We start from the raw sequence: 24,569 nt of genomic DNA on the forward strand, positions 1-24,569 counted from the left end.
GGGTCACCCCTGGTAGGGACTGCGGGGTGCGGCGTGCAGGTGTTCGCCGACCCGGCGGACCAGGCGGGCCATCTCGTAGGCGATGAGGCCGAGGTCGGCGTCGGAGGTGGCGAAGACGGCCAGGCAGGTGCCCTGTCCGGCGGCCGCGACGAACAGGTAGCCGTGCTCCAACTCGACCATGGTCTGTCGTACTTCGCCCGCCTCGAAGTGCCGCCCGGCGCCCTTGGCGAGGCTGTGGAAGCCGGAGGCGACGGCGGCCAGGTGCTCGCCGTCCTCGCGGCTGAGGCCGGTGGAGTGGCCCATCGACAGCCCGTCGGCGGAGAGCACCACGGCGAACCGGACCTGGGCGGTGCGGGCGACCAACTCGTCGAGCAGCCAGTTGAGTTCGCCGGTGGGGTGGGTGGTGCCGATCATCGGGCGTCTCCTCGGTTCTCGGAGTGCGGGGCGGGGGCGCTGCCGCGCGCCCAGCCGCGCTGGAAGGCGGCCATGGCGTCGCGGGCCCGCTCGGGGTCGCGGTCGACGGGCCCGGCGGGGCGCTGCCCGGGCGCGGGCGGTTCGGGGGCCTCGCGCAGTTGCGGGGCGAGGCTGGCCTGCCGTACCCGGCGCGGGAGTTCGTCCTCACCGGCGGCGGGCACCGCGATCGACGGCAACGCCTGCGCGGGAGCCGGCGGCGTCGGCACGTCGACGCGCTGCGACGGCACCGCCGTCGGCGCGAGCGGCACGGACCTGGGCTGCACGGACGTGGGCGGCACCGGCGCGGGCGGCACGGGTGCTGGCGGAACAGGTGCGGGCGGAACAGGTGCGGGCGGCACCGGCCCGGGTGCCAACTCGGCTTCCAGGACGGCGGGTTCGCTCGGCCGCAGGTCGAGCATCTCGGTCGGCAGCAGCACGACGGCGGTGGTGCCGCCGTACGCGGAGGGCCGCAGCGCGACCTTGACGCCGTGGCGCTTGGCGAGCCGGCTGACCACGAACAGGCCGAGGCGGTCGCTGTCGAAGAGGTCGACCTGTTCGCTGGCCTCGATCCGCCGGTTGGCGTCGGCGAGTGCTTCGGGGCCCATCCCGAGGCCGCGGTCCTCGATCTCCACCGCGTAGCCGTTGCCGACGAGTTCGCCGCGGACCAGGACCTTGGTGTGCGGCGGGGAGAACCCGGTGGCGTTCTCGACGAGTTCGGCGACCAGGTGGGTGAGGTCGGCGACGGCGGGGCCGGTGACGGCGGCGTCGGGCATCCGGTGGACCTCGACCCGGGGGTACTCCTCGACCTCGGCGACGGCGGCCCGCACCACGTCGGTGAGCGGGACGGGCTTGCGCCAGGCCCGGCCGGGCGCGGCACCGGAGAGGATGATCAGGCCCTCGGCGTGGCGGCGCATCCGGGTGGTGAGGTGGTCGAGCCGGAACAGGTCGTCGAGCTCGGCGGGGTCCTCGGTGCGCCGCTCCATCGCGTCCAGCAGGGTGAGTTGACGGTGCACCAAGACCTGGCTGCGGCGGGCCAGGTTGACGAACACCCCGGAGACGCCGGAGAGCACCTCGGCGCGTTCCACCGCCGCGGTGACGGCGGCCCGCTGGACGGTGTCGAGCGCGCGGTGCACCTGCCCGATCTCGTCCGCGCCGTGCGGGCGCAGCGGTGCCTCGCGCTCCACGTCGACCTCCTCGCCGGACCTCAACCGCCGCATGGTGGCGGGGAGTTTTCGTCCGGCGAGCTCCAGCGCGGAGTTCCGCAGGCCCTGCAGTTCGGTGACCAGGCCGCGGCCGATCTGCACCGAGACCAGCAGTGAGCCGATCACCGCGAGCAGGCCGAGCAGCACGGCGGTGCCGGAGGTGCTGAACAGGCCGAGCGCGTACGGGTCGGAGCGTTCGGCGGCGGCTGCCCCGGCCTGCTGCTCGATGCCGGCCAGCGCGCGGGCGACGGCGTCGGCGGCCAGGTTCCACCGGTCGGCGGGGACGGCGGCGAGGGCGGCGCGGCCGTCGGCGGCGGTGCGCACCGCGTCCTCGTAGCGCTGGAGTTCCTGGTAGTCGGCGCCGCCGGTGACGGTGGCGAGGGCGGCCCGGTCCGCGCTCGGCAGGTCGCGCGCGGCGGTCTGCTCGAACTGGCGGCGGGCGTAGGCGGCGGCGGTGAACTCGCGCTGCTGCTCGTCGGCGAGCCGGCCGGAGGCGACGGCGGCGCGCAGCAACGCGTCCTCGCGGGCGAGCAGTTCGCGGGAGCGGGCGAACTCCAGGAGCACCCGGGCGTCGGCGGCGACCCGGTGGTCCTGGAGTCCGCCGAGCGAGCCGGTGACGGCGAGCGCGTCGTCGACGGCGGTGGTGTAGGTCGCGTAGGCGTCGGCCCAGGCGGCGGTCCGGGCGAACAGCTGCTCCCGCAGGGCGGGCAACCCGGCGACGGCCCGGCCGAGTTGGTCGAGCCGGGCGGCGGCCTCGGCGCCGAGGCCCTCGGCGTCGGCCCGGTTGTAGCCGTCGGCGAGGACGAGCGGCGCGGCGGCCCGGTCGGTGGCGCCGGCCGCGCTGCGCAGCTCGGCCTCCCTGGTGGCGCCGGGTCCGGCCAGTAGCTGTCCGGCGGCGGTGCGTTCGGCCTGCAGGGCGGCGACGGTGCGGTCGACGGGGGTGCGGACGGTGGCGTCGACGTCCTTGATCCGCAGCAGGTCCCAGACGTCCCCGGCGGCGGTGATGGTGGCGAACGACCACAGTGCCATCACCGAGATCACCGGGACCATCAGCACCGCGACGATCTTGGCGCGCACGGTGCGCGGGCGCAGCCCGAGGCGGGGGCCGGGGACGTCGGACCGCACGGCGGTCTCCCGGGCGGGCGGTCCGGCGTGGGCGCCGCGGCGCGGGGTGCCCGGTCCGGAGCGGGCGGGGCCGCGGGAGGTGCTGGGGGCGGGCGGTCCGCTGCGGGAGGTGCCTCGGCTTGGGCGCATCGTGGGGGCGGCCTTTCGGGGTGGGCTCCGGGGTGCAGTGACGTTTCGTCAGGCGGTCTGGTCCGGGGTGCTGCGCGGTGACGTGCCGTCGGCCGGCGTGCGACGGTCCGTCAGGCGGCGCGGCCGAGGTCCTCGACGGCGATCTCGCCGGCCTCGCGGTAGGCGGCGCGCTCCTGCGCGGTCGGGGAGAGCGCGACGAAGGCGGAGGTGAGGAAGAGGAAGGAGCCGAGGCCGACCGCGAGCGGGAAGATGAACTGCATCGGGGTGGCGCCGCCGAGGTCGCTGCGGGCGGGCACCATGTGGACCTGCACGGCGGCCATGCCGGTGTAGTGCATGCAGCTGACCGCGATGCCCATCACCGCCGAGGCGGCGCCGGCCGCGAACACGTTGCGGATGGTGACGGCGGCCCACAGTGCGGCGGTCGCGGCGGCCACCGCGATCAGCACCGACAGCGCGACCGTCCCGGGCCGGTACGCGAGGTGTCCGTGGATCCGCACGGCGGACATCCCGAGGTAGTGCATCGCGGCGACCCCGACGCCGGTGGTCAGGCCGCCGAGCAGCAGGCCGCGCCCGCGGTGCGGCCCGTACCCGACGGCGAAGACGCCGAGGCCGACCACGGCGATCGCGACCAGCAGGCTGAGGACGGTCAGCGGGACGTCGTAGCGCAGTTCGGTGCCGTCGACGGTGAAGCCGAACATGGCGACGAAGTGCATGGTCCAGATCCCGGAGCCGATGGCGGCGGCCGCGGTGAGCAGCCAGTTGCGCCGCGCGGCGCCGGTGGCGGTGAGGGCGCGCAGGGTGCAGCGCAGGCCGAGCGCGGCACCGGCGCAGGCCATCAGGTAGGAGAGCGTCGGTGTGATCCAGCCGAAACTGAAGTGGTTCATCGTTCCCATCGGGTGCCTCCGACGGCGGGTGACATATGCCACCTGCCCATGCTCTTTCGGTCTCGGATGGGCTGGACGCTACCCAGAGTTGAGAGATGGTCACCGGAAGATGTGAAAAGCACCCCGCAGTATGGGGAGATTGTGCTCAAATGGCCCGGAGTGGTCTGTCCGTGTGGTGTGCCGGAGATCGCCACGGGGCGTCAGGAGCCCGCTGACGAGGGAATATTCGCTGTCGCACGGTCTGCGGCGGCCGATAGCATCCGCCTGCTCACCGCCGTACCGCTTCCGCAGAGGATCCTCTTTGTCCATACCTTCGCCGTCGTCCCCGCCTGCCGCCGACGCGATCGTCGCCGGCCCGGCCTCCGACCCGGCACCCGAACTCTCCTGCCGCTTCTGCGGTTCGACGCCCGCCGTGGACGTGACCGTCCGGGGCCACATCGGCTTCCTGGTCATCATGAAGTTCCTGAAGCTCCGCGGCCCGTTCTGCCGCGACTGCGGAACGGCGTCCGTCCGGGAGATGAGCGCCGACAGCCTGTGGCAGGGCTGGTGGAGCATCGGCTCACTGCTGTTCAACCCGTTCGCGCTGATCTCCAACCTGGTGGCGATGCGCCGGATCCGCCGCCTGGCGCCCCCGCTCCCGGGTGCCGCCGGCACGCCGAAGCAGCCGGGCAAGCCGCTGTACCTGCGGCCGGAGATCGCCGGCCTGCTCGCGCCGGTCCTGATCGTCGGCGCGATCGTCCTGGTCTCCCAGGGCGACCCGGACTACGCGGACGTCGGCGACTGCGTCCGCAACAGCGGCAGCGTCCTGATGCCGGACGTCAAGGTGGTCGACTGCGGCGGCTCGGACGCCCAGTACCGGATCGTCGGCCGCACCGAGAACGCCGACGACGCCGCCTGCAAGCCGTACCCGCAGACCGACGCCAGCTACGTGGTCAAGGGCGGCCGCACGACCTACACCCTCTGCCTCGCCCCGGTCACGCGCTCCTGACCCGCCCATCCACCCGCTGCCCGCCCCGGAACCCCGGCGCGGGCAGCGGGCGTTCGAAGCCCTAGCGCCGGGTCAGCCGCAGGCGGACCGGGCCGTGTGTCTCCAGGGTGATGCCCTGCCCGAGCGGGACCTCCTGGTCGATCGCCTCGACCTCGAACTCCCGCAGCAGCACGCCCAGCGCCAGCACCGACTCCAGCATCGAGAAGTGCTGCCCGATGCAGGCCCGCGGGCCGCCGCCGAACGGGAACCAGGCGTAGCGGTGGCGCTGCGCCTCCCGCTCGGGGGTGAACCGCTCCGGGTCGAAGCGCTCGGGGTCCTCCCAGTGCGCGGGGTGACGCTGCGTCACGTACGGGGAGACCAGGACGTCCGCGCCGGCCGGGATCTCCACGCCGCCGATCACGGTGGCCTTGACGGCGCGGCGGCCGATCGACGGGGCGGCCGGGAAGAGCCGCATCGCCTCCTTGAGCACCTGGGTCAGGTAGGGGAGCTTCGGGTAGTCCTCGGCGGTGGGACGGCGGCCGCCGCCCAGGACCCGGTCGGCCTCCTCGCGGGCCAGCCGCTGCTGTTCGGGGTGCTTGCCGAGCAGGTGCAGGGCGAAGGTCAGCGAGGTGGCGGTGGTCTCGTGGCCGGCCAGCAGGAAGATCAGCACCTGCTCGCGCAGTTCGGTGGCGTCCAGCCGGGTGCCGTCCTCGTCCCGGGCCTCGGTCAGCAGGCTGAGCAGGTCCTCGCCGCCCTCGGCGGCGCCGTCGGCGGCGCGGCGCGCGATGATCTCGTCGCAGACCGCGTACAGCCGGCGTTCGGCCTCCAGCGCCTCGCGGTGGCCGGGGAGCGGCCACTCGCGGGGCAGCCGGACCGGGGACATGCCGCGGCCCCGGACGAAGGAGCCGAGCACCGGGAAGCTGGTGTGCACGGTCTCCACGGCCTGCTCGACGTCCTGGCCGAACAGGATCCGGGCCACCGTGCGCAGCGCGAAGCGGGACATCTCGTCGGCGGCCTCCACCTGCCCGTCCGGGAGCTTGGCCCAGCGCTCGACCAGCGAATCGGCCTCGACCGCGATCGCCTCGGCGTAGTTGTCGACCCGGCGGCGGGTGAACAGCGGCTGCACCAGGCGGCGCTGGCGCAGGTAGTCCTCGTCCTGGGAGGTGAGCAGGCCGTTGCCGAAGCTCTGCCGGATCTCGCCGTAGAAGACGTTGTCCTTGCGGAAGTTGGCCGAGTCGGCGGCCAGCACCTGCTGGGCGCCCTCGGGCGAGAAGACCATGTAGACCTCGACGCGCAGGCCGGGCGGGCCGGCCCACAGCCGCACCACGTCGCCGTGGTCGCGCCGGGCCGCGAGGTAGGTGGCCAGCGCGTCGCGCTTCAGGTCGAGCAGCGAGCCGATCAGCGGCAGTCCGGGCGGGCCGGGCACTCGGGTGGCAGTCGTCATGGAACCCCCTCCTCCAGCGGTCGAACCCCCGTGCGCGAAGGGTTCGCTGACTACTCGTCAGTATCACCTGGGCGGCGGCTCGTGGCGAGGGTAGCCTCGGTGGCCGGAACGGACGCTTGAGCTATTGCACATGCGGCCCTTAAGTTCCGCTTAAGCTCGCTTGTGCGATGAGACAGCAGTCCTGGGCCCCGCAGCTGCGGCACTATGATCACACCGTCTCCACCGGATTCGACTCAGCCTCCGCCTCCGTCTCGACCAGGGGAAACCGCCCATGCGCAGCGCCAGAAGCCTCCTCGCCGCCTCCGCCGTCCTCGTCCTCGCGGCCGGCCTGACCGCCTGCAGCAGCAGCGGCGGCACCGGCACCTCCGCGGCGGGCTCGTCCGCCCCGTCCGCTCCCAAGGTGACCGGCACGGTGACGGTGTTCGCGGCGGCCTCGCTGAAGGAGTCCTTCACCGAGCTGGGCAAGCGCTTCGAGGCGGCCTACCCGGGCACCAAGGTGACCTTCAACTTCGGCGGCAGCTCGGCCCTCGCGCAGAGCATCGTCTCCGGCGCGCCAGCCGACGTCTTCGCCGCGGCCAGCCCGGCCACCATGAAGACCGTCACCGACGCCAAGCTCGCCGGCGGCGACCCGAAGGTGTTCGTCCGCAACACCCTGGAGATCGCCGTCCCCAAGGGCAACCCCAAGCACATCACCGGGCTGAAGGACCTGGCCGGCGTCAAGACCGCGCTGTGCGCCAAGGAGGTGCCGTGCGGCGCCGCCGCACAGACCGCGCTCAAGGCGGCCGGCGTCAACCTCACCCCGGTCACCCTGGAGCAGGACGTCAAGGGCGCCCTCACCAAGGTCGAACTCGGCGAGGTGGACGCCTCGCTGGTCTACCAGACCGACGTGAAGGCGGACGCCGCGAAGATCGACGGCGTCGACTTCCCGGAGGCCGCGCAGGCGGTCAACGACTACCCGATCGCCACGCTCGCCAAGGCCCCCAACGCGGACGGCGCCGCCGCCTTCCTCGGCTACGTCAACTCCGCGGACGCCCGCAACGTGCTCACCCAGGCCGGTTTCCAGGCGCCGTGAGCACCGCCCGTACCACCACCGCACCACACCCCCGGGGCCGGCGGCGGCCCCGGGGGACCTCCCGCACCCCCGTCGCGCTGCTGCTGCCCGCGCTCGCGGGGCTCGCCTTCCTGGTGCTGCCGCTGCTCGGACTGCTGGTCCGGGCCCCGTGGAGCGCCCTGCCGGAGCTGCTCACCAGCGCCGAGGTGTGGCAGGCGCTGAAGCTCTCGCTGCTCTCCGCCACCGCCGCCACCGGCGTCTCGCTGCTGCTCGGCGTGCCGCTGGCCTGGCTGCTGGCCCGCACCGAGTTCCCCGGCCGCCGGCTGGTGCGGGCGCTGGTCACCCTGCCGCTGGTGCTGCCGCCGGTGGTCGGCGGCGTCGCCCTGCTGCTGGTGCTCGGCCGCAACGGCATCGTCGGACGCTGGCTGGACTCGGCGTTCGGCCTGACCCTGCCGTTCACCACCGCGGGCGTGGTGCTCGCCGAGGCGTTCGTCGCCATGCCGTTCCTGGTGATCAGCGTCGAGGGCGCGCTGCGCGCCGCCGACCCGCGCTACGAGGAGGCCGCCGCCACCCTCGGCGCCTCCCGGCTGACCGCCTTCCGCCGGGTCACCCTGCCGCTGGTCGCCCCCGGCATCGGTGCGGGCGCGGTGCTCGCCTGGGCGCGCGCGCTCGGCGAGTTCGGCGCCACCATCACCTTCGCGGGCAACTTCCCGGGCCGGACCCAGACCATGCCGCTCGCGGTCTACCTCGCCATGGAGTCCGACCCCGAGGCCGCGATCGCCCTCAGCCTGGTGCTGCTCACCGTCTCCATCGCCGTCCTCGCCGGGCTGCGCGACCGCTGGATGTCCACACCGTGACCACCCCCTCCCTGGACGCCCGACTGCGGGTCACCCGCGGCCCGTTCACCCTCGACGTCGGACTCGCCGCGCACCCGGGCGAGGTGCTCGCCCTGCTCGGCCCGAACGGCGCCGGCAAGTCCACCGCGCTGCGCGCCCTCGCCGGGCTGCTCCCGCTCACCGACGGCCATCTCCGGCTCGACGGCGCCCCGTTGGACTCGCCGTCCACCGGCCTGTTCGTGCCCGCCGAGCGGCGGCCGATCGGCGTGGTCTTCCAGGACTACCTGCTCTTCCCGCACCTGTCGGCGCTCGACAACGTGGCGTTCGGCCTGCGCTGCCAGGGACTTCGCCGCGCCGCCGCGCGCACCGAGGCGCTCCCCTGGCTGGAAAAGATGGGCCTCGCCGAGCACGCCGGCACCCGCCCCGGCCGGCTCTCCGGCGGCCAGGCCCAGCGCGTCGCGCTCGCCCGCGCCCTGGCCGTCCGGCCCCGACTGCTGCTGCTGGACGAGCCGCTGGCCGCGCTGGACGCCCGCACCCGCCTCGAGGTCCGCGCCGAACTGCGCCGCCACCTAGCCGAGTTCGAGGCCGTCGCGGTGCTGGTCACGCACGACCCGCTGGACGCCATGGTGCTCGCCGACCGCCTCGTCGTGATCGAGGACGGCCACGTCGTACAGACCGGGCGCCCCGCCGAGGTGGCCCGTCGGCCGCGCACCGACTACATCGCCCGGCTGGTCGGCCTGAACCTCTACCAGGGCACCGCCGACGGCCGCCAGGTCACCCTCCCCGACGGCCAGGTGCTGGCCACCGACGACGAGTTGCACGGCCCCGCGTTCGTCGCCTTCCCGCCCGCCGCGGTCACCCTGCACCGCCACCGGCCCGAGACCAGCGCCCGCAACCTCTTCTTCACCACCGTCGCCGGCCTCGACCAGCACGGCGACCGCATCCGCGTCGACCTCGCCGGCCCCCTCCCCCTCGCCGCCGACCTCACCCCCACCGCCGCCGCCGACCTCGACCTCACCCCCGGAGCCCGGGTCTGGGCCGCCGTCAAGGCCACCCAGACCCACGCCTACCCGGCCTGAACCGGCGTCGGACGCCCTGGCCGCCGACGCCCCCATGGCCTGGTGGCCTGGCGGCGCTAGCATCGGCCCCGCACCAGTCGTCCCCGTACCACCGGAGTCCCGTATGAGCGCACCACGGATCGGCGTCGTGATCGTCACCATGGGCAACCGCCCCCGCGAACTCGCCGCGCTGCTGGACTCGGTGGACCGGCAGGACGTCCCGGCCGCGCGGGTCGTGCTGGTCGGCAGCGCCACCCCGCTGACCGACGTCGACCACCCCGCGCAGAAGCTCCCGCTCGCCGACAACCCGGGCTGCCCGGGCGCGCGCAACGTCGGGCTGCAGGCGCTGCTGGACGCGGGAGACGTCGACGTGGTCGTGGAGTTGGACGACGACGGGCTGCTGATCGCCGCCGACGTCTTCCGCCGCGTGGCCGAACGCTACGCGGCCGACGCCGAGTTGGGCATCCTGGCGTTCCGGATCGCGGACGAGCACGGCGAGACCCAGCGCCGCCACGTACCCCGTCTGCGGGCGGGCGATCCGATGCGGGCCGGGCAGGTGACGTCCTTCCTCGGCGGCGGGCACGCGTTCTCCGTCCCGATGCTCCGTCAGACCGGCCTGTGGGCGGGCGAGTTCCGCTTCGGCCACGAGGAGACCGACCTGGCCTGGCGCGCCGTGGACGCCGGCTGGACCATCCACTACGACCCGGCCCTGGTCCTCCAGCACCCCAAGACCTCGCCCGCCCGCCACGCGGTCTACCACCGCTACACCGCCCGCAACCGCGTCTGGCTCGCCAAGCGCCGCCTGCCCGCGCCGCTCATCCCGCTCTACCTCACCACCTGGCTCGTGCTCACCCTCCTGCGCACCCGCTCCCTCCCCGGCCTGACCGCCTGGTTCGGCGGGTTCGCCGAGGGCCTGCGCACCCCCTGCCCGCCCCGCCGCCCCATGCGCTGGCGCACCGCCTGGCACCTCACCCGCCTCGGCCGCCCACCCGTGATCTGACCGGCCCTGCGCCCGTCCGCTGACGGCCGTCCGGGGGCGGCGAATAACCGGTTGGCGCGTACCGGGGGTTCGGCTACGGTGACGGTCGCGGGCGGCTCCGCGGCGTGCTTCCTTCTCTTCCCCCCTGCCAACCAGCAGCGCGCCCCCTCTCCGTCGCATTCTCCTGTTCGTCCTCCGTGGGGGGATCCTTCCGCATGCCCCGAGCCATCACGGCTCCCTTCGACGTGTCCGTCGACCTCGATCTCGGTTCCTTCCTGTTGCGCCGCCGCTCCGCCGTCGCGGTCGATCCCGGCGCACTGCGCCCGACCGCCGACCCGCGCAATGCCCGCGGCCTGCAGGCTCTGGACGCCGACCTGGCCGAACGCGGCTACCTGCTCGGCTCCGAACTCCGCACCGCACTGGCCCGGTTGACCCCGCTGGCGCTGGCCGACCTGGGCACCCGGCCTGACCGCCCCCGGTGCCCGGGCCGTCAGGCCTGGCGCAGTGCGGCCGTGCCCGCGACGATGATCGCGAGACCGCGTTCGAAGCGGCGGTCGTAGTCGGTGAACAGGGCCGCGCTCGCGGCGGCGGCCAGCGGGTGGGCCGGGCCGATGCGTTCGGCGCGGGCGGCCGGGTCGTAGCCGGGGGCCTGTTCGCCGGGCATCGGGTGGACGGCCTGTTCCTCCCCGTTCCCCCGCGACCTCCCCGCCGCCGTCCCGGTCGTCCGCACCCCCGCCTACGGCCCCGGCCTCTTCCTGGTCCGCCCGGACGGCTACCTCGGCCTGGCCACCGAGAACCCGGCCGACCTGGCCGACTACGCCCGCGCGGTGGGCCTGTCGGCCTGAGCGCCGCGGATGCCGGCAGCGGGCGGACGACCTGCTGCCGGCACCCGCACCCGCTCGCGTACAGTGACCGCATGCACGTGGGCGTCCTGCCACCTCCCGCCGTCTGAGCGGGCGGCCGGCCACTTCCTGAGCCAACCCGGGCCGATGCCCCGGGCCGGTCGGTGCTGCCCGCACTCGGGACCACCGACCATGACGGCCCTTCTCGGGAGTACGCCCGTGTCCACGCTGCACTCTGCCCTGCCCGTCCGGCGGGGCCTGCTCTACGTCGCCCTCGCCGCCACCGCCTGGGGCACCGCCGGGGCGGTCGCCGCCCTGCTGTTCCGGCACAGCGGCCTCGGCCCGCTCGCCCTGACCTTCTGGCGTTCGCTCGGCGGCGCCGCCGTCCTGCTGGCGCTACGCCCGTTCACCGCACCGCGCCGCCGCAACGGCGCCGGCCGGACCGCCCGAGCCACCCAAGCCGCCCGGAACGGCAGGGTCGCCCAGAACGGCCGGCTCGGGCGGATCCTGCTCAACGGCCTCGGCCTGACGCTCTTCCAGGCCGCCTACTTCCTGGCCGTCCGGCACACCGGGCTGGCCGTCGCCACCGTGGTCACGCTCGGCGCGGCACCGGTGCTGGTGGCGCTCGGCGGCCGGCTCCTGATGGGCGAACGGCTCGGCCGCGCCGGGGCGTTGGCGGTGACGGGCGCGCTGCTCGGCCTGGGCGTCCTGGTGCTCGGCGGCGCCGGCGACACCGGCGTGCAACTGCCCGGCCTGGCCTGGGCGCTGGCCTCCGCGGCCGGCTACGCGGCGATCACCCTGGCCACCCGCCACCACGCCCGGACCGGCGTCGCCGACGACCCGGCCGACACCACCCTGTGGTCGTTCGCGATCTGCGCGGTCTGCCTGCTGCCGTTCGGCCTCGCCGAGGGCCTGCTCCCCGCGGCCGGCGCCGACCTGCCCGGCACCGCGCTGCTGCTCGGCTACCTGGCGACCGTGCCGACCGCTCTCGCCTACGCGCTCTACTTCGCCGGCGCGGCCGCGATCCGGGCCGCCACCGCCTCGGTGATCGCCCTGATCGAACCGCTCAGCGCCACCGCCATCGCCGGCGCCTTCCTCGGCGAGCCGCTCACGCCCGCCACCCTGACCGGCACCGCCGTCCTGCTGCTCTCGGTCACGGCCCTGGCCCGCGCCGAGCTGCGCAGCACCGGACAGCGCACCGGGCCGCGGGCCGCCTGACCCTGCGTCAAGGCCGACCGACTCGGCGTCAGGCGGTGCGGAACGCCGGGTGGTCGGCGACGACGGTGCAGCTGCCGGGGGCGATCTCGGTGAAGCCGGCGTCGCGGACCACCGGCAGCGAGCCGTCGGTGAGGGCGGGCCAGGCGTCGGCGGGAGCGGTCCTGACGGCCAGTCGGAAATCGTTGTCCGCCCACTCCTTGCGCTGCGCGTCGTCCAGCCGCCACCAGGCGAGCTGGGCGGCGTGGCCGGTCTGCGCCATGGTCTTGCCCGCGCTCATCTCCAGCTCGGGGTTGAGCCACAGCACCGGGACGCCCTCGGGGGCCGGGCCGGGGTCCGCGGGGTCGTCCAGGTCGGTGCCGGAGACCTGAAGCTTGGCGAGCTCCTTGGGCCAGCCGTCCAGCGGGATCGGCGGGAAGACCCGCACCTCGGCGCTCTCGCCGGTGACGGTGATGCCGGGCAGTTCGCCGGCCTTGCGCCACTCGCCGCCACGGGCCCGCCGCACCACCTTGCGGATCCGGGCGTCCTCCCAGGCGGCGATCCGCTCGGCCCACTCGCCGCCGTCCACCGCCCGCTCGTCGGCGAGCAGGGTGAGCACGGCCCGCGCCGAGGTCTCCAGCGCGTCGGTCCGGCCGGGCGGGTCGACCCGCTCCAGCCGGACCACCAACGGCAGCACGAACTGCGGCCGGGCGTCCCGGTCCTCGGCATGCCCGCCGACCGCGGGAAGGGGAACGCCCTCCGCGGGAACGGGAACGCCCTCCGCGGGAACGCCCCCCGCGCCAACAGCAGCCGCGGGTGCATCCGGGCCGGGCGCACCCCCGGCCGGCACGGCGGCGGACGCGGCGGACGGACGGTCGGCGGGGAGGTCGAACGGTGAGCTCACCCCACCAGCATGCCAGTTCAGCGCCGGTAGCCCCGGCCCGGGTCGCGTTCCTCGGCGTCCTCGTACCCGAGGAACCAGCCCTCGGGGTGGGTGGCGCCCAGCAACCGGTCGATGCGCTGGGCGGCGTCCAGGTCGGAGCCGTCGTCCTCCGGGCCGTAGACGCCGAAGAGTTCGTCGGTGCAGCCGTCCCAGTCGTAGTCGTACAGGTCGGCGGGCAGGTCGCCCATCATGTCGGCGACCGACTCCGGCTGGGCGCCGAGCAGGGCGCGGGCGTCGGCCAGCGCGAGGCGCAGCGCCAGGTCCTCGGCGAGGCTGCGCGGCAGCGGCCACTCGCCGAGCGCAAGATCGTCGGCGAGGTCGTCGAAGGCACGGGCGAAGGCCCGGCGCCAGCCGCGGTGCTGGTTCCAGGTGCGCTGCGGGAGCCGGGCGAAGACCGTCCAGTCGGTCTCGTCGGCGACGGTGACCGGGTCCTCGCCGTGCTCGTCGAGGTCCTCGTACGCGGCGTCGGCGAGGCCGATCAGCTGGGTGTGCACCAGGCAGGCGGTGCGCGGGGTGAGGGTCCAGTCGCCGGTGTCGCCGTCGTCCCCGTCGAGCGGGAAGAGTTCGGCGAAGTCGGGCCCGAACTCGTCGGTGACGCTGATCTCCAGCGTCCCGCCGAGTGCCTCGATGCCGGGGATCGCGGCGACCAGGCGGTCGGGGTGCAGCAGTGCCCCGAGGGCCGCGTTCGGGTCCTCGGAGACCTCACGCAGCAGCTCCGCGCGCTGGCCCGCCGGATCGATCCCGGCGAAGTCCAACTCCTCGACCGCCGCCCGCGCGGCAGCCCGCAACGCCGGCCAGTCGGTGATCCGGATACCCAGCACCACCGTGGCCTCGATCTCCTGCGCGCCGGATTCCTCCGCCGCGCCAGGCCCCTGTGGATGATCGCTTCGCTCGCCCATGCGACAAGGTTGACAAACCCGGGCACCGGTGTCCATCAGCTCTCCGGAACCGATCGATCGGACACCCGTCCGACCGGCCCGAGCTGGGCCGACGCGAGGTGCCGGGGCGACCGGTCCGGGCCGCGCCCGGCGTGGCTGCTTGGGCCGGGGGCGGGGGATGCCGGAGGGTGGGGCCCATGGGAAATCTGGACGACTTCGGCGGCGGGCAGGACCCGGCCGGCGGTGTGCTGGTGGTCACCACCAATGACGTGCCGGGCCACCGCGTGGAGCGGGTCATCGGCGAGGTCTTCGGCCTGACGGTGCGTTCGCGCCACCTCGGCTCGCAGATCGGCGCGGGCCTGAAGTCGCTGGTGGGCGGCGAGTTGCGCGGCCTCACGAAGACGCTCGTGGAGACCCGCAACCAGGCGATGGAGCGGCTGGTCGAGCAGACCAAGGCCCGTGGCGGCAACGCGGTGCTGATGATGCGCTTCGACGTCACCGAGGCCGCGGACGTGGGCACCGAGGTCTGCGCGTACGGCACCGCCGCGGTGATCGCGCCGATCGGCTGACCGCGAGGGCCCGGCCGGGGTGCCGGTGCGGTTCGACGCCGCCTTGGTGACCGACCTGGGCACCGACGCGGGCACCAGCGGAACGGTCCGATGATGTGAAGGTCATGAGATGACTTTGTGACGGTCATTTAGTCGGACGGTACGTAATACCGGTTGACACTGCTCAGGGGTGCATTAGAGCCTCGCTGCGGACCATCCCGCGCGACGCCTGGAGCCTCTCGTGAGCACCGCCCTGACCGCCCCCGTCCGCCCGCGCACCCCCCGGGTCGCGTACGCGACCTGCCAGGGCGTCGAGGACGTGGAGATGCTGCCGGTGCTGGCCGCGTTCGCCCGGCTGGGGGTGGTCGCCGACGCGGTGGTCTGGGACGACCGGAGCGCCGAGTGGACCGGCTACGACCTGGTGCTGGTGCGCAGCGTCTGGGACTACATCCTGCGCCGGGACGCCTTCCTGTCCTGGGCCCGGCGGACGGCGGCGCTCACCCGGCTGGCCAACCCGGTGCCGGTGCTGGAGCGCAACACCGACAAGACCTACCTGCGCGAGCTGGCCGCCGCCGGGGTGCCGATCGTGCCGACCGCCTGGGTCGCCCCCGGCGAGGAGCCGGCCGGGTTCGACTGGCCGGAGCTGGTGGTGAAGCCGACGGTCTCCTCGGGCGCCCGCGACACGCTGCGCACCACCGACCACGGCGCCGCGCTGGCCCACATCGCCGGCCTCACCGCCGCGGGCCGCACCGCGATGGTGCAGCCGTACCTGTCGATGGTGGAGGACGAGGGCGAGACCTCGCTGCTGTTCCTGGGCGGGGAGTTCAGCCACGCGGTGCGCCGCGGGCCGATGCTCGGCGGCGGTTTCGCGGACGTCGCGCGCGAGCCCGAGGCCGACCAGCTGGCGCTCGCCGAGCAGGTGCTGGCGACGGTTCCGGAGCGCCGCGAGCTGCTCTACGCCCGCCTCGACCTGGTCCGCACCGAGGACGGTGCACCCGCGCTGATCGAACTGGAGCTGACCGAGCCGCGACTCTTCCTCGCCCTCCACCCCAAGGGCCCGGACCGGCTCGCCGCCGCCGCGACCCGCCTGCTGCCGGGGAACACCCGGCCGCGGCCCGATGTTTCACCCTCGTGACTGTTTACGGTGCAACCATCGCCCGGCAGCAGGACCTCGCCCCGCGGCAGGACCTCGCCCCGCGGCAGGACCTCGCCCCGCAGCGGAACCCCGCCCCGCGGCGGAACCCCGCCCCGCGGCGGGACCTCACCGGGACGGCGCCCGACGCGCCCGCCGAGGTCGACGCCCTGGTGATCGGCGCGGGCCAGGCGGGCCTGTCCGCCGCCTACCACCTGCGCCGGCGCGGCTTCGCCCCGTACACCGGCTTCGTCGTGCTGGACGCGGACGACGCCCCCGGCGGGGCCTGGGCGCACCGCTCCCCCTCGCTGACCATGGCCACCGTGCACGGCTTCCACGACCTTCCGGACTTCGAGCTGCCCGCCACCGACCCGGCCACCCCGGCGCGGGTCGCCGTCCCCGGCTACTTCGCCGCGTACGAGGCCAGGCACGCCCTGCCGGTGGTGCGGCCGGTCAAGGTCCTGGCGGTGCGCGACCAGCCGGACGGCCGGCTGCTGGTGGAGACCGACGCGGGCCGCTGGCTGACCCGCGCGCTGCTGAACGCCACGGGCACCTGGACCCGCCCGTTCCTGCCCCGCTACCCCGGCCGCTTCGCGGGCCGCCAGCTGCACTACGCGGACTACCGCGGACCGGCGGAGTTCGCCGGCCGGCGGGTGCTGGTGGTCGGCGGCGGGGCCTCCGCGATCCAGGTGCTGTCCGAGGTCGGCGCGGTCGCCGAGACGGTCTGGGTCACCCGTACCCCGCCGGTCTTCCATGAGGGCCCGTTCACGCCCGAGTACGGCCGCGAGGTGGTCGCCAAGGTCGAGGAGCGGGTCCGCGAGGGCCTGCCGGTGCGCAGCGTGGTCTCGGTGACCGGGCTCGGCCCGTCGGTCGCCTACCGCCGCGCCGAGCAGCTCGGCGTGCTGCACCGCCGACCGATGTTCGACCGGCTGACCGAGCACGGGGTGGCGTGGGGCGACGAGGAGGTGCCCGTCGACGCGATCATCTGGGCGACCGGCTTCCGCGCCGAGCTCACCCACCTCGCCCCGCTGGGCCTCCGCGCCCCCGGCGGCGGCATCCGGCTCACCGGCACCCACGTCACCGGGGACCCCCGCATCCACCTGCTCGGCTACGGCCCGTCCGCCTCCACCGTCGGCGCCAACCGCGCCGGCCGCACCGCGGTCAACGAGGTCGTCCGCCTGCTCCGCGCCGGAGACGCCGAACACGCCGACTCGCCCCAGCCGGTGGCCCGCTGAGGCCCTGCGAACGGGTCAGTCCTCGGGGCTCTCGTCGCTGACGGGCACCTCGCGGCCGTCCCGGTAGGTGACCGTGCCGAACCAGGACACCACCCACACGGTGAGCCGGCCCGGCTCGTGCACGGTCTCGAACGGGTAGTCGGCCCACTCGCCGTAGGAGGTCACCATGACCTGCTCGCCGGGCTGCAGCCGGTACGCGCGGGCCATCGGTTCGACGAACAGTTCCAGCGGCTCGCCGCCCTCGTTGATCACCATCATCGGGACGGGGTTGCCCAGTGCTTCGATGCCCGCGCGCCCGAAGTCGCCGGCTCTCGGCATGTTCGCGCGCAGCGGGGCCATGAACTGGTCGATCGTCAGTCCCTCGACCGGGGCGGGGACGTCCTCGGGGTCACTTGACATGACGGAGATTCTGCTCGGCGGCCCGAGCGGCCGCGACGGCACCCCCCGGAACCGGTCCGGCGGGCGCCGCCGCGGTCAGCGGTCGTAGTCGACGGTCACCCGGTCGGACACCGGCCGGGCCTGGCATGTGAGGACGTACCCGGCGGCGAGTTCGGCGGCCTCCAGGGCGAAGTTGCGGCGCATCTCGACCTTTCCGTCGCAGACCAGCGCCCGGCAGGTGCCGCAGACGCCGCCCTTGCAGGCGAACGGCAGGTCCGGACGGGCGCGTTGGGCGCCGTCGAGGATCGAGCGGTCGCGCGGAAGGGCGAGGGTGCTGGCCCGACCGTCCAGAACCAGGGTGACCTCGCTGGCGTCGGTGTCGGCCGCCGGCTCCTCCGGCCGCTCCTCGACGATCTCGTCCTCGGCGTGGAACAGCTCCTGGTGCACCCGCTCGGCGGGGACGCCCACTCCGGCGAGCAGTTCCTTGGTGCCGGCCACCATCCCGAACGGGCCGCACAGCCACCAGTGGTCCACCGCCGGGACGTCGACCAGCGCCTCCAGCAGCGCCTTGACCCGGTCGGGGTCGAGGCGGCCGCTGAGCAGTTCGGCGTCGCGGCTCTCCCGGGAGAGCACGTGGACGAGTTGGAACCGCTCCAGGTAGCGGTCCTTCAGGTCGGCCAGCTCGTCGGCGAACATCACGGTGTCGCTGCGCCGGTTGCCGTACAGCAGGGTGACCCGCGAGTCGGGGTGGCCGGCCAGCACCGAGCCGGCGATGGACAGCATCGGGGTGATGCCGGAGCCGGCGGCGATCAGCACGTGCTCGCCGGGCTCGCCCGGGTCGGCGGTGAACGCGCCTGCGGGCGGCAGGACTTCGACCTGCTCGCCGACCGCGGTCTGCCGCACCAGCCAGTGCGAGAACAGCCCGCCGGGGACCTCGCGGACGGCGATCCGCAGCGGCCCGCCGACCGGGGAGCACAGCGAGTAGGAGCGGCGCTCGTCGACGCCGTCGACGATCCGGCGCAGCGTGAGGGTCTGGCCGGGGCGGAAGGCGAACTCCTCGGCCAGCTCCTGGGGGACGTCGAAGGTCACCGCGACGGCGTCCTCGCAGAGCCGTTCCAGGGCGCCGATCGGCAGTTGGTGGAACACCGGGCGGCGGGCGGCCATCAGATCTCCTTGATCCGGTCGAAGGGTTCGCGGCAACTGCGGCACCGCCACAGGGACTTGCACGCGGTGGAGCCGAACCGGGAGAGCTCCTCGGTGTCGGTGGAGCCGCACTGCGGGCACGACACGGCCAGCCGGGTCGGGCCGAGTGCCAGCAGGCCGCCGGGAGTCGGCGATCCGCCGCGGGTGGGCGGGGCGATCCCGGCCTCGGCCAGCTTGCGGCGGCCCTCCGCACTGATCCGGTCGCTGGACCACGGCGGGTCCAGGCGCAGCCGCACCCGCGCCGTCGGGAACCCGGCGGTGTGCAGCCGGGCCGCGACGTCGGCGGCCATCTCCGCGATGGCGGGGCAGCCGGAGTACGTGGGGGTGAGCCAGGCGGTGAGTTCGCCGTCCCGTTCCTCGACCTCGGCCAGCACGCCGAGGTCCGCGAGGGTGAGCATGGGCAGTTCGGGGTCGGGCACGGCGGCGGCGACCTCCCAGGCCCGGGTGATGGTGGTCACCACGTCGCCCCCGGGTGGGCCCGGGCCACCACCTGCAGTTCGGCGAGCATCGGCCCGAGCGCCTCGGTGTGCACCCCGTGCCGCCCGCCCCGGCCGTTGACGAACGCCCGCGGCAGCGTCTGCGGCACGCTCAACGTGGCCTCGCCCAGCACCGCGGCCAGCCGCTCCAGCACCGGCGCGCGCAGCGCCGACGGGTCGACGCCGAGCCGCAGTTCGACCTCGTGCGGGGTGAACAGCTCGTCCAGCCACGGCCACAGCGCGTCCAGCGCGGCCTGCATCCGCTCCCGCGAGTACGCGGTGCCGTCGCCGAGCCGCAGCACCCACGACTCGGCGTACTCGCGGTGGTACGCCAACTCCTTGACGCCGAGCGCCGCGACGGCCGCCAGCACCGGGTCGGCGAACGACGCCAGCCGCCGGTACAGCTCCTCCCGCGCGGTGGCGAACAGCAGCAACCGGGCCACGCACTGCGCGAAGTCGCCGTTCTCCAGCTCCACCAGCCGCACGTTGCGGTAGGCGGACTCCTCGCGCCAGTACGCCAGTTGGTCCTCGTCGCGGCCGCTGCCGTCGGCCTGCCCGGCCCGGGTGAGGAGCCGGCGGGCCTGCCCCAGCAGGTCGAGGCCGAGGTTGGCCAGCGCCACCTCCTCCTCCAACTCCGGTGCCCGGGTGACCCATTGGATCAGCCGCTGGGCCAGCACCAGCGCGTCGTCGCCGAGCATCAGGCAGTACGCCGCGAGGTCGGCCCCGTCGACTCCGGCCGGCAGCTCGGCGTCCACGCCCAGCAACGGGTCGGCGAAGCCGGTGCCGTACGCCCAGCGGGCCTCGCCGTCCGGCTCCGGCCCGGCCTCGGCGAGCGAGAGGTACACGTGGTCGTCGGTCATGTCGCGTTCCCTGCGGGTCGGTTGACGGTCGGTCAGATGTGCGGGACGTCCTCGGGAATCTCGTAGAACGTCGGGTGGCGGTACACCTTGTCGCCGCTCGGCGCGAAGAACGGGTCCTGCTCGTCCGGGGTGGACGCGGTGATCGCGTCCGACCGCACCACCCACAGGCTGACGCCCTCGTTGCGCCGGGTGTACAGGTCACGCGCGGCCAGCAGCGCCATCCGGTCGTCGGCGGCGTGCAGCGAGCCCACGTGCACGTGGTTCAGCCCGCGCCTCGGCCGCACGAACACCTCGTACAGCGGCCAACCCGCCCGGTCCGCTCCGCTCATCGCGCGCTCTCCTTCCGCCCGTGCTTCTCCGCGTACGCCAGCGCCGCCTCGCGCACCCACGCACCGTCCTCGTGGGCGGCGCGCCGCCGCTCCACCCGCTGCGCGTTGCACGGGCCCTGGCCCTTGATCACCTGCTGCAGCTCCGACCAGTCCGGCTCGCCGAAGTCCCAGCTGCCGCGCTCCTCGTTCCACGCCAGCGCCGGATCGGGCAGCGTCACGCCCAGGTGCTCGGCCTGCGGAACCGTCATGTCGACGAAGCGCTGACGCAGCTCGTCGTTGCTGTGCCGCTTGATCCGCCACGCCATCGACCGCTCGCTGTTCGGCGACGCACCGTCCGGCGGGCCGAACATCATCAGCGACGGCCACCACCAGCGGTCCACCGCGTCCTGCACCATCGCGCGCTGCGCGTCCGTCCCCGCCATCAGCGTCATCAGCAGCTCGTAGCCCTGCCGCTGGTGGAAGGACTCCTCCTTGCAGATCCGCACCATCGCCCGCGCGTACGGCCCGTAGCTGCACCGGCACAGCGGCACCTGGTTGCAGATCGCCGCGCCGTCCACCAGCCAGCCGATCACGCCCACGTCGGCGAAGCTCAACGTCGGGTAGTTGAAGATCGACGAGTACTTCTGCCGCCCGTCGACCAGCTTCTCGGTCAGCTCCGCGCGGTCCACCCCGAGGGTCTCCGCCGCCGCGTACAGGTACAACCCGTGCCCGGCCTCGTCCTGCGCCTTCGCCAACAGGATCGCCTTGCGCCGCAACGACGGCGCCCGGGTCAACCAGTTGCCCTCCGGCTGCATGCCGATGATCTCGGAGTGCGCGTGCTGCGCGATCTGCCGCACCAACGTCGCCCGGTACGCCTCCGGCATCCAGTCCCGGGGCTCCACCCGCTGCTCCGCGGCCACCACAGCCTCGAACCGCGACTCCAACTGCGCGAGCTGCTCCACGCGACCCACCTCCCGACTGACCGTTCGGTCGGTTCCATTCTGTACGCGACAGCTACTCTCTGGCAAGGCACCATCCAGGGGCCCGGGGAATGGCGGGGGTTCGTGGCGCCAGGGGTCACAGGGCGCTGCGAGGTCTGGGCGCATGGAGGTCTCCAAGACCGCCAGCCGACTCCAGACCACCAGCCACTCGCCTCGCAGTTCCGCCCCCAGCCCCAAGGGGGGCCGGGAGGTACTCCCAGAGCCCCTGGTCCGTTCCTCCCGAGCCCCTTGCCTAGCGCTCGCGCAGTCGCGGCAACGGCACCGCCAACAACGCCGCCAGCAGCGCGATCCGGGGACCGAGCTGGTCGACGCGGAGGTGTTCGTGGCGCGCGTGCGGCCCGCCGCCCACCGCGCCGAGGCCGTCCAGGGTCGGCAGACCCCTCGCGCCGGCCAGGTTGGTGTCCCCCGCACCGCCCGCGGGTGCGCCGTCGAGGTGCTGGCCGAGCGCCGCGGCGAGGGAGCGGACGTGGCGGAGCAGCGGGTTGCCGGTGCGTTCGGGCCAGGCGGGGCGGCTGGAGAGGACCTCGGTGCTGACGTCGGCGCCGGGGCGGGTCGCGGTGAGGTGGGCGAGGGTGTCGAGGGTGCGCCGTTGCGCCTCGGCGGTGGAGAAGCGCAGGCCGAGTTCGGCTTCGGCCCGGCCGGCCACCACGTTGGCGCGGGTGCCGCCGCTGATCCGCCCGGCGTTGAGCTCGGTGCCGGGCTGGGTGAGGCCGCGTACGGCGACCAGCTGGTCGACGAGTTCGTCGACGGCGGAGACGCCCTCCGCGGCGTCGTTCCCGGCGTGCGCCTCGCGTCCGGTGACGGTGAGCCGGACCCGGCTGGAGCCGCGGCGGGCGGTCTTGAGGCGGCCGTCGGGATGGCCGGGTTCCAGGCCGAGGACGGCGGCGGCGCCGCGCAGGTGGCGTTCGACCAGGCGGCGGCCGTCGGGACTGCCGACCTCCTCGTCGGAGACCACGACCATCCGGACCGGGCGGTGCGGACGCTGCCCGAGGTCGGCGAGGAGTGCGAACGCCCCTTCCAGCAGGGCGAGTCCGCCCTTCATGTCGAGGACGCCGGGACCGCTGAGCCGGCCGTCGTTGACTTCGACGGGCCAGTCGGCGAGGGTGCCGACCGGCCAGACGGTGTCGTGGTGGCCGACCACCAGCAGGTGCGGGAGGTCCTCCCGCTCGCCGGGCCAGCTGAGCACCAGATGGTCCCCGTGGGGTCCGGCCTCGCGGACGGCCTCGGCACCGGTGGCGGCGTAGCCGGCGGTGAGTTCCTCGGCGAGCGCGTCGAGCCGGGGGGCGTCCCCGGACGGCGACTCGATCCGGGCGAGGTCGGCGCAGCGGCGGCGGACGGCGCCGGCCAGGGTGCGGGCGCGGCTGGTGAGTGCCTGCGGAAGGCCGGGCAGGGCGGCGGTGGCCGCCGGTTCGGGTCCGGTCGCGGTCGCGGTGGCGGTGGCGGCACGGGTGTCCACCGCCGGTGCGGTGGTGGCGAGTTCGGGTCCGGTCGGTCGAGGTGAGGGGTCGGCCGGCGCGGCGGGCGCAGTGTCGGTATGCGGTCCTGGGGCCGCGGTATGCGGGCTCACCTCGCACCTCCGGCGGGGCGGCGGACGTGATGGGGTATCCGCGGACGGGCGGACCCGGCGGGGGTTGTGCGCGGCGTCGGGCTCGGCCTCGGCGACCGGTGCGACCTCGGGCTGGGCAACACTGCGTCCTCCTCGCTCGGTCCGCGACCCCGGCTCGGCCCGGGGTTCGGGGACGTCGGTCTCCGTTCCCCGGTGCGGCCGGGCACCGGGCAGGGGGACCGGAAGCGAGCCTAGAAGATTCGTTCGTCTCCCTGCGAGGTGGCCCGGCACTCCGCCCGCCGTGTCGGACCGGGGGCGCACGCCCGGCGGACGGAGTCCTTCGGGGCGCGCACGATGCCCGGGGCCTGGCGCGGCGAGCGGGACGCGATCTTCCGAGCGCGTCCGATTCCCACCTTGGACCCACGGGGGCGGATCGGCAGCACGAACCGCCCACGGACGAGCGAACCCCGTCCGATGGGTGACACCGGATCAGCCTTTGGTACCAGTCCGGAAATCCGTTCGACGGATGCACCGGTCCGTCGCCAGAATCGGCCGCACCGTCCACCCCGTGCCCCTGGCATCCGAACGCCCCGGAGTCCCGCCGTGTCCGCCCTCGCCCTCGTGCCCCCGCCGCCCGCCGCGCTGGACAGCCTGCGCGGCCTGGCCCTCGGCGATGCCTTCGGCGACCGCTGGTTCCACCCGCCCGTCGACGAGGCCTCCGCCGAGTACGCGTCCCGGATCACCCGTCCCGGCCCCTGGCACTGGACGGACGACACCGCGATGGCGCTGGTCCTCCACCGGCACCTCGCGCGCCGGGGCGAGGTGCACCCGGCGGAGCTGGCGCGGGAGTTCGCGGCCGAGTACACGGCGGTGCCGCACCGCAAGTACGGCCCGTCGATGCACCAGGTGCTGCGCGCGGTCCACGACGGCGCGGACCACGTCGCGGTGACCTCCGCCCTGTTCGGCGGTCAGGGGTCGCACGGCAACGGCGCGGCGATGCGGGTCGGCCCGCTCGGCGCCTGGTTCGCCGACGACCTGTCGGTCGTCGCCGAGCAGGCCGCCCGCTCCGCGACGGCCACCCACGCCCACCCCGAGGCCACGGCGGGCGCGCTCGCGGTGGCGCTGGCCGCGGCCCTCGCGGTCCGCTCCCGCGGTTCGGCCGCGCCGTCCCGCGAGGACTTCCTGTCCGAGGTGGCCGGTCTCCTGCCGGAGAGCGAGGTCCGCTCCGGCCTGCGGATCGCCGCGCGGCTGCCGGGAGGCACCAGCGTCCGGCACGCCGCGGTCGTCCTCGGCTCCGGCTTCCAGGTCTCCGCGCAGGACACCGTGCCCTTCGCGCTGTGGTCCGCCGCGAGCTCCCCGGACGACCTCTCCGAGGCGCTCTGGCTCACCCTCGGCGGCTGGGGCGACATGGACACCACCTGCGCCATCGCCGCCGCCGTCGTCGCCGCCCGCACGGGCCTGACCGGCGTCCCGGACGCGTGGCTCGCGGCGCAGGAGCCGGTCCGACTCTGAGTCATCGGGCGGGGCCCCGGGGTGCCCCGGGGCCCTCGAGGACCGTCAGTCGCGTGACCTGCCGAAGACGATCCGGTAGGCGATCAGCAGCACCAGCGCGCCGGCGATCGCGGCGATCCACGTGGGGAGGTCGAAGAAGTGCACGTTGATCGACCGGTGCAGGAACTTCGTGGAGAGCCAGCCGCCGAGGAAGGAGCCGGCGATGCCGATCAGGGTGGTGACGATGATGCCGCCCGGGTCCTTGCCGGGCAGCAGGAGCTTGGCGATGGCTCCGGCGAGGAGCCCCAGGATGATCCAACTGACAATGCCCATACCGTTGCCCATGTCGTTCTCCTGCCCTGAGTCGTCGCGGTCAATCACGTCGTGCCGATGCCCCTGGTGACGC

26 protein-coding genes are annotated in these 24,569 nt (G+C 74.6%); 11 read left to right on the plus strand and 15 right to left on the minus strand.

The features are described from left to right. Nucleotides 1-3: 3 nt before the first annotated feature. The 3 genes from ACWD4U_RS14115 to ACWD4U_RS14125 form a co-directional block, all read right to left on the minus strand. Nucleotides 4-414 carry a roadblock/LC7 domain-containing protein gene (locus ACWD4U_RS14115; protein WP_363458923.1) on the minus strand — a complete coding sequence of 137 codons (411 nt, stop codon included), beginning with the start codon at nucleotides 412-414 and terminating at the stop codon, nucleotides 4-6. Then, nucleotides 411-2,909 carry a sensor histidine kinase gene (locus ACWD4U_RS14120; protein ID WP_363458921.1) on the minus strand — a complete coding sequence of 833 codons (2,499 nt, stop codon included), beginning with the start codon at nucleotides 2,907-2,909 and terminating at the stop codon, nucleotides 411-413. The genes ACWD4U_RS14115 and ACWD4U_RS14120 overlap by 4 nt, the downstream gene beginning before the upstream one ends. Nucleotides 2,910-3,019: 110 nt before the next feature. Further along, a complete protein-coding gene (locus ACWD4U_RS14125; protein WP_363458919.1) occupies nucleotides 3,020-3,802 on the minus strand; it encodes an MHYT domain-containing protein in 783 nt (260 codons plus the stop codon). Nucleotides 3,803-4,094: 292 nt separating this feature from the next. Between ACWD4U_RS14125 and ACWD4U_RS14130 the strand changes: the two genes are divergently transcribed. After that, nucleotides 4,095-4,781 (plus strand): LppU/SCO3897 family protein, encoded by a 687-nt coding sequence (locus tag ACWD4U_RS14130; RefSeq protein ID WP_363458918.1) that lies wholly within the window; start codon nucleotides 4,095-4,097, stop codon nucleotides 4,779-4,781. A gap of 61 nt (nucleotides 4,782-4,842) precedes the next feature. Here ACWD4U_RS14130 and ACWD4U_RS14135 read toward each other — a convergent pair whose 3' ends face one another. After that, nucleotides 4,843-6,204: a cytochrome P450 gene (locus ACWD4U_RS14135; protein WP_363458917.1), complete on the minus strand. Its 1,362-nt coding sequence runs from the start codon at nucleotides 6,202-6,204 to the stop codon at nucleotides 4,843-4,845. Nucleotides 6,205-6,475: 271 nt separating this feature from the next. Between ACWD4U_RS14135 and modA the strand changes: the two genes are divergently transcribed. From modA to ACWD4U_RS14160, 5 genes are all read left to right on the plus strand, one after another. Continuing rightward, the gene (gene modA / locus ACWD4U_RS14140; protein WP_363458915.1) at nucleotides 6,476-7,276 is read left to right on the plus strand and encodes a molybdate ABC transporter substrate-binding protein; all 801 of its coding nucleotides are present in this window, start codon (nucleotides 6,476-6,478) and stop codon (nucleotides 7,274-7,276) included. Then, nucleotides 7,273-8,112: an ABC transporter permease gene (locus tag ACWD4U_RS14145; protein ID WP_363458913.1), complete on the plus strand. Its 840-nt coding sequence runs from the start codon at nucleotides 7,273-7,275 to the stop codon at nucleotides 8,110-8,112. Before modA ends, ACWD4U_RS14145 begins: the two co-directional genes overlap by 4 nt. Next, nucleotides 8,109-9,170: an ABC transporter ATP-binding protein gene (locus tag ACWD4U_RS14150; RefSeq protein ID WP_363458911.1), complete on the plus strand. Its 1,062-nt coding sequence runs from the start codon at nucleotides 8,109-8,111 to the stop codon at nucleotides 9,168-9,170. The genes ACWD4U_RS14145 and ACWD4U_RS14150 overlap by 4 nt, the downstream gene beginning before the upstream one ends. 103 nt (nucleotides 9,171-9,273) lie before the next feature. Further along, nucleotides 9,274-10,149, plus strand: coding sequence for a glycosyltransferase family 2 protein (locus tag ACWD4U_RS14155; RefSeq protein WP_363458909.1), 876 nt, complete (start codon nucleotides 9,274-9,276; stop codon nucleotides 10,147-10,149). A gap of 194 nt (nucleotides 10,150-10,343) precedes the next feature. Further along, nucleotides 10,344-10,688, plus strand: coding sequence for a hypothetical protein (locus ACWD4U_RS14160; RefSeq protein ID WP_363458907.1), 345 nt, complete (start codon nucleotides 10,344-10,346; stop codon nucleotides 10,686-10,688). Here ACWD4U_RS14160 and ACWD4U_RS14165 read toward each other — a convergent pair. Beyond that, nucleotides 10,619-10,792: a TetR/AcrR family transcriptional regulator C-terminal domain-containing protein gene (locus ACWD4U_RS14165; RefSeq protein WP_363458906.1), complete on the minus strand. Its 174-nt coding sequence runs from the start codon at nucleotides 10,790-10,792 to the stop codon at nucleotides 10,619-10,621. The two genes, ACWD4U_RS14160 and ACWD4U_RS14165, sit on opposite strands and share 70 nt — an antisense overlap. Before the next feature lie 370 nt (nucleotides 10,793-11,162). On the opposite strand from ACWD4U_RS14165, the gene ACWD4U_RS14170 reads away from it, so the two are divergent. After that, nucleotides 11,163-12,188, plus strand: coding sequence for a DMT family transporter (locus tag ACWD4U_RS14170; RefSeq protein WP_449787191.1), 1,026 nt, complete (start codon nucleotides 11,163-11,165; stop codon nucleotides 12,186-12,188). 28 nt (nucleotides 12,189-12,216) lie between these two features. Here ACWD4U_RS14170 and ACWD4U_RS14175 read toward each other — a convergent pair whose 3' ends face one another. Together ACWD4U_RS14175 and ACWD4U_RS14180 are read right to left on the minus strand one after the other, a co-directional pair. Next, the gene (locus ACWD4U_RS14175; protein ID WP_449787192.1) at nucleotides 12,217-13,068 is read right to left on the minus strand and encodes a peptidyl-tRNA hydrolase; all 852 of its coding nucleotides are present in this window, start codon (nucleotides 13,066-13,068) and stop codon (nucleotides 12,217-12,219) included. Between the two features lie 17 nt (nucleotides 13,069-13,085). Continuing rightward, nucleotides 13,086-14,006, minus strand: a complete 921-nt coding sequence (locus tag ACWD4U_RS14180; RefSeq protein ID WP_363458902.1) for a hypothetical protein — start codon at nucleotides 14,004-14,006, stop codon at nucleotides 13,086-13,088. Between the two features lie 176 nt (nucleotides 14,007-14,182). On the opposite strand from ACWD4U_RS14180, the gene ACWD4U_RS14185 reads away from it, so the two are divergent. The 3 genes from ACWD4U_RS14185 to ACWD4U_RS14195 all read left to right on the plus strand — a co-directional run bounded on the left by ACWD4U_RS14185 (nucleotide 14,183) and on the right by ACWD4U_RS14195 (nucleotide 16,900). Further along, the gene (locus tag ACWD4U_RS14185) at nucleotides 14,183-14,554 is read left to right on the plus strand and encodes a YbjQ family protein (RefSeq protein WP_363458900.1); all 372 of its coding nucleotides are present in this window, start codon (nucleotides 14,183-14,185) and stop codon (nucleotides 14,552-14,554) included. Nucleotides 14,555-14,774: 220 nt separating this feature from the next. Next, a complete protein-coding gene (locus tag ACWD4U_RS14190) occupies nucleotides 14,775-15,668 on the plus strand; it encodes an ATP-grasp domain-containing protein (protein WP_363458898.1) in 894 nt (297 codons plus the stop codon). A 167-nt stretch (nucleotides 15,669-15,835) separates the two neighbouring features. Further along, entirely contained in the window at nucleotides 15,836-16,900 is a 1,065-nt protein-coding gene (locus ACWD4U_RS14195) for an NAD(P)-binding domain-containing protein (protein WP_363458973.1), read from the plus strand. A gap of 15 nt (nucleotides 16,901-16,915) precedes the next feature. Here ACWD4U_RS14195 and ACWD4U_RS14200 read toward each other — a convergent pair whose 3' ends face one another. The 7 genes from ACWD4U_RS14200 to ACWD4U_RS14230 all read right to left on the minus strand — a co-directional run bounded on the left by ACWD4U_RS14200 (nucleotide 16,916) and on the right by ACWD4U_RS14230 (nucleotide 22,582). Beyond that, nucleotides 16,916-17,299 (minus strand): hypothetical protein, encoded by a 384-nt coding sequence (locus ACWD4U_RS14200; protein WP_363458896.1) that lies wholly within the window; start codon nucleotides 17,297-17,299, stop codon nucleotides 16,916-16,918. A 75-nt stretch (nucleotides 17,300-17,374) separates the two neighbouring features. Beyond that, nucleotides 17,375-18,442 (minus strand): 1,2-phenylacetyl-CoA epoxidase subunit PaaE, encoded by a 1,068-nt coding sequence (gene paaE, locus ACWD4U_RS14205; protein WP_363458894.1) that lies wholly within the window; start codon nucleotides 18,440-18,442, stop codon nucleotides 17,375-17,377. Further along, complete coding sequence (paaD, locus tag ACWD4U_RS14210) at nucleotides 18,442-18,942, minus strand: 1,2-phenylacetyl-CoA epoxidase subunit PaaD (RefSeq protein WP_363458892.1); 501 nt, start codon at nucleotides 18,940-18,942, stop codon at nucleotides 18,442-18,444. Before paaD ends, paaE begins: the two co-directional genes overlap by 1 nt. Continuing rightward, nucleotides 18,936-19,817, minus strand: coding sequence for a 1,2-phenylacetyl-CoA epoxidase subunit PaaC (gene paaC / locus ACWD4U_RS14215; protein WP_363458891.1), 882 nt, complete (start codon nucleotides 19,815-19,817; stop codon nucleotides 18,936-18,938). The genes paaD and paaC overlap by 7 nt, the downstream gene beginning before the upstream one ends. A gap of 32 nt (nucleotides 19,818-19,849) precedes the next feature. Then, the gene (gene paaB / locus ACWD4U_RS14220) at nucleotides 19,850-20,146 is read right to left on the minus strand and encodes a 1,2-phenylacetyl-CoA epoxidase subunit PaaB (RefSeq protein WP_363458889.1); all 297 of its coding nucleotides are present in this window, start codon (nucleotides 20,144-20,146) and stop codon (nucleotides 19,850-19,852) included. Further along, nucleotides 20,143-21,087 (minus strand): 1,2-phenylacetyl-CoA epoxidase subunit PaaA, encoded by a 945-nt coding sequence (gene paaA / locus ACWD4U_RS14225; protein WP_363458887.1) that lies wholly within the window; start codon nucleotides 21,085-21,087, stop codon nucleotides 20,143-20,145. Before paaA ends, paaB begins: the two co-directional genes overlap by 4 nt. A gap of 271 nt (nucleotides 21,088-21,358) precedes the next feature. Beyond that, nucleotides 21,359-22,582 carry a M20 family metallopeptidase gene (locus tag ACWD4U_RS14230; RefSeq protein ID WP_363458885.1) on the minus strand — a complete coding sequence of 408 codons (1,224 nt, stop codon included), beginning with the start codon at nucleotides 22,580-22,582 and terminating at the stop codon, nucleotides 21,359-21,361. A 693-nt stretch (nucleotides 22,583-23,275) separates the two neighbouring features. On the opposite strand from ACWD4U_RS14230, the gene ACWD4U_RS14235 reads away from it, so the two are divergent. Further along, nucleotides 23,276-24,184, plus strand: a complete 909-nt coding sequence (locus ACWD4U_RS14235) for an ADP-ribosylglycohydrolase family protein (protein WP_363458884.1) — start codon at nucleotides 23,276-23,278, stop codon at nucleotides 24,182-24,184. A gap of 45 nt (nucleotides 24,185-24,229) precedes the next feature. Here the strand turns inward: ACWD4U_RS14235 and ACWD4U_RS14240 are convergent, their stop codons facing one another. Beyond that, on the minus strand, nucleotides 24,230-24,496 hold the full coding sequence (locus tag ACWD4U_RS14240) for a GlsB/YeaQ/YmgE family stress response membrane protein (RefSeq protein ID WP_363458972.1): 267 nt from the start codon (nucleotides 24,494-24,496) through the stop codon (nucleotides 24,230-24,232). Nucleotides 24,497-24,569 lie beyond the last annotated feature (73 nt).

This window comes from Kitasatospora sp. NPDC002522 (assembly GCF_053595195.1).

Coding starts and splice junctions, on each gene's coding strand:
- ACWD4U_RS14240 (WP_363458972.1), bottom strand. CDS start 24,496: ATGGGCATTGTCAGTTGGATCATCCTGGGGCTCCTCGCCGGAGCCATC.
- ACWD4U_RS14120 (WP_363458921.1), bottom strand. CDS start 2,909: ATGCGCCCAAGCCGAGGCACCTCCCGCAGCGGACCGCCCGCCCCCAGC.
- modA (WP_363458915.1), top strand. CDS start 6,476: ATGCGCAGCGCCAGAAGCCTCCTCGCCGCCTCCGCCGTCCTCGTCCTC.
- paaB (WP_363458889.1), bottom strand. CDS start 20,146: ATGAGCGGAGCGGACCGGGCGGGTTGGCCGCTGTACGAGGTGTTCGTG.
- ACWD4U_RS14185 (WP_363458900.1), top strand. CDS start 14,183: ATGGGAAATCTGGACGACTTCGGCGGCGGGCAGGACCCGGCCGGCGGT.
- ACWD4U_RS14115 (WP_363458923.1), bottom strand. CDS start 414: ATGATCGGCACCACCCACCCCACCGGCGAACTCAACTGGCTGCTCGAC.
- ACWD4U_RS14155 (WP_363458909.1), top strand. CDS start 9,274: ATGAGCGCACCACGGATCGGCGTCGTGATCGTCACCATGGGCAACCGC.
- paaC (WP_363458891.1), bottom strand. CDS start 19,817: ATGACCGACGACCACGTGTACCTCTCGCTCGCCGAGGCCGGGCCGGAG.
- paaE (WP_363458894.1), bottom strand. CDS start 18,442: ATGGCCGCCCGCCGCCCGGTGTTCCACCAACTGCCGATCGGCGCCCTG.
- ACWD4U_RS14160 (WP_363458907.1), top strand. CDS start 10,344: ATGCCCCGAGCCATCACGGCTCCCTTCGACGTGTCCGTCGACCTCGAT.
- ACWD4U_RS14135 (WP_363458917.1), bottom strand. CDS start 6,204: ATGACGACTGCCACCCGAGTGCCCGGCCCGCCCGGACTGCCGCTGATC.
- ACWD4U_RS14180 (WP_363458902.1), bottom strand. CDS start 14,006: ATGGGCGAGCGAAGCGATCATCCACAGGGGCCTGGCGCGGCGGAGGAA.
- ACWD4U_RS14170 (WP_449787191.1), top strand. CDS start 11,163: ATGACGGCCCTTCTCGGGAGTACGCCCGTGTCCACGCTGCACTCTGCC.
- ACWD4U_RS14200 (WP_363458896.1), bottom strand. CDS start 17,299: ATGTCAAGTGACCCCGAGGACGTCCCCGCCCCGGTCGAGGGACTGACG.
- ACWD4U_RS14125 (WP_363458919.1), bottom strand. CDS start 3,802: ATGGGAACGATGAACCACTTCAGTTTCGGCTGGATCACACCGACGCTC.
- ACWD4U_RS14165 (WP_363458906.1), bottom strand. CDS start 10,792: ATGCCCGGCGAACAGGCCCCCGGCTACGACCCGGCCGCCCGCGCCGAA.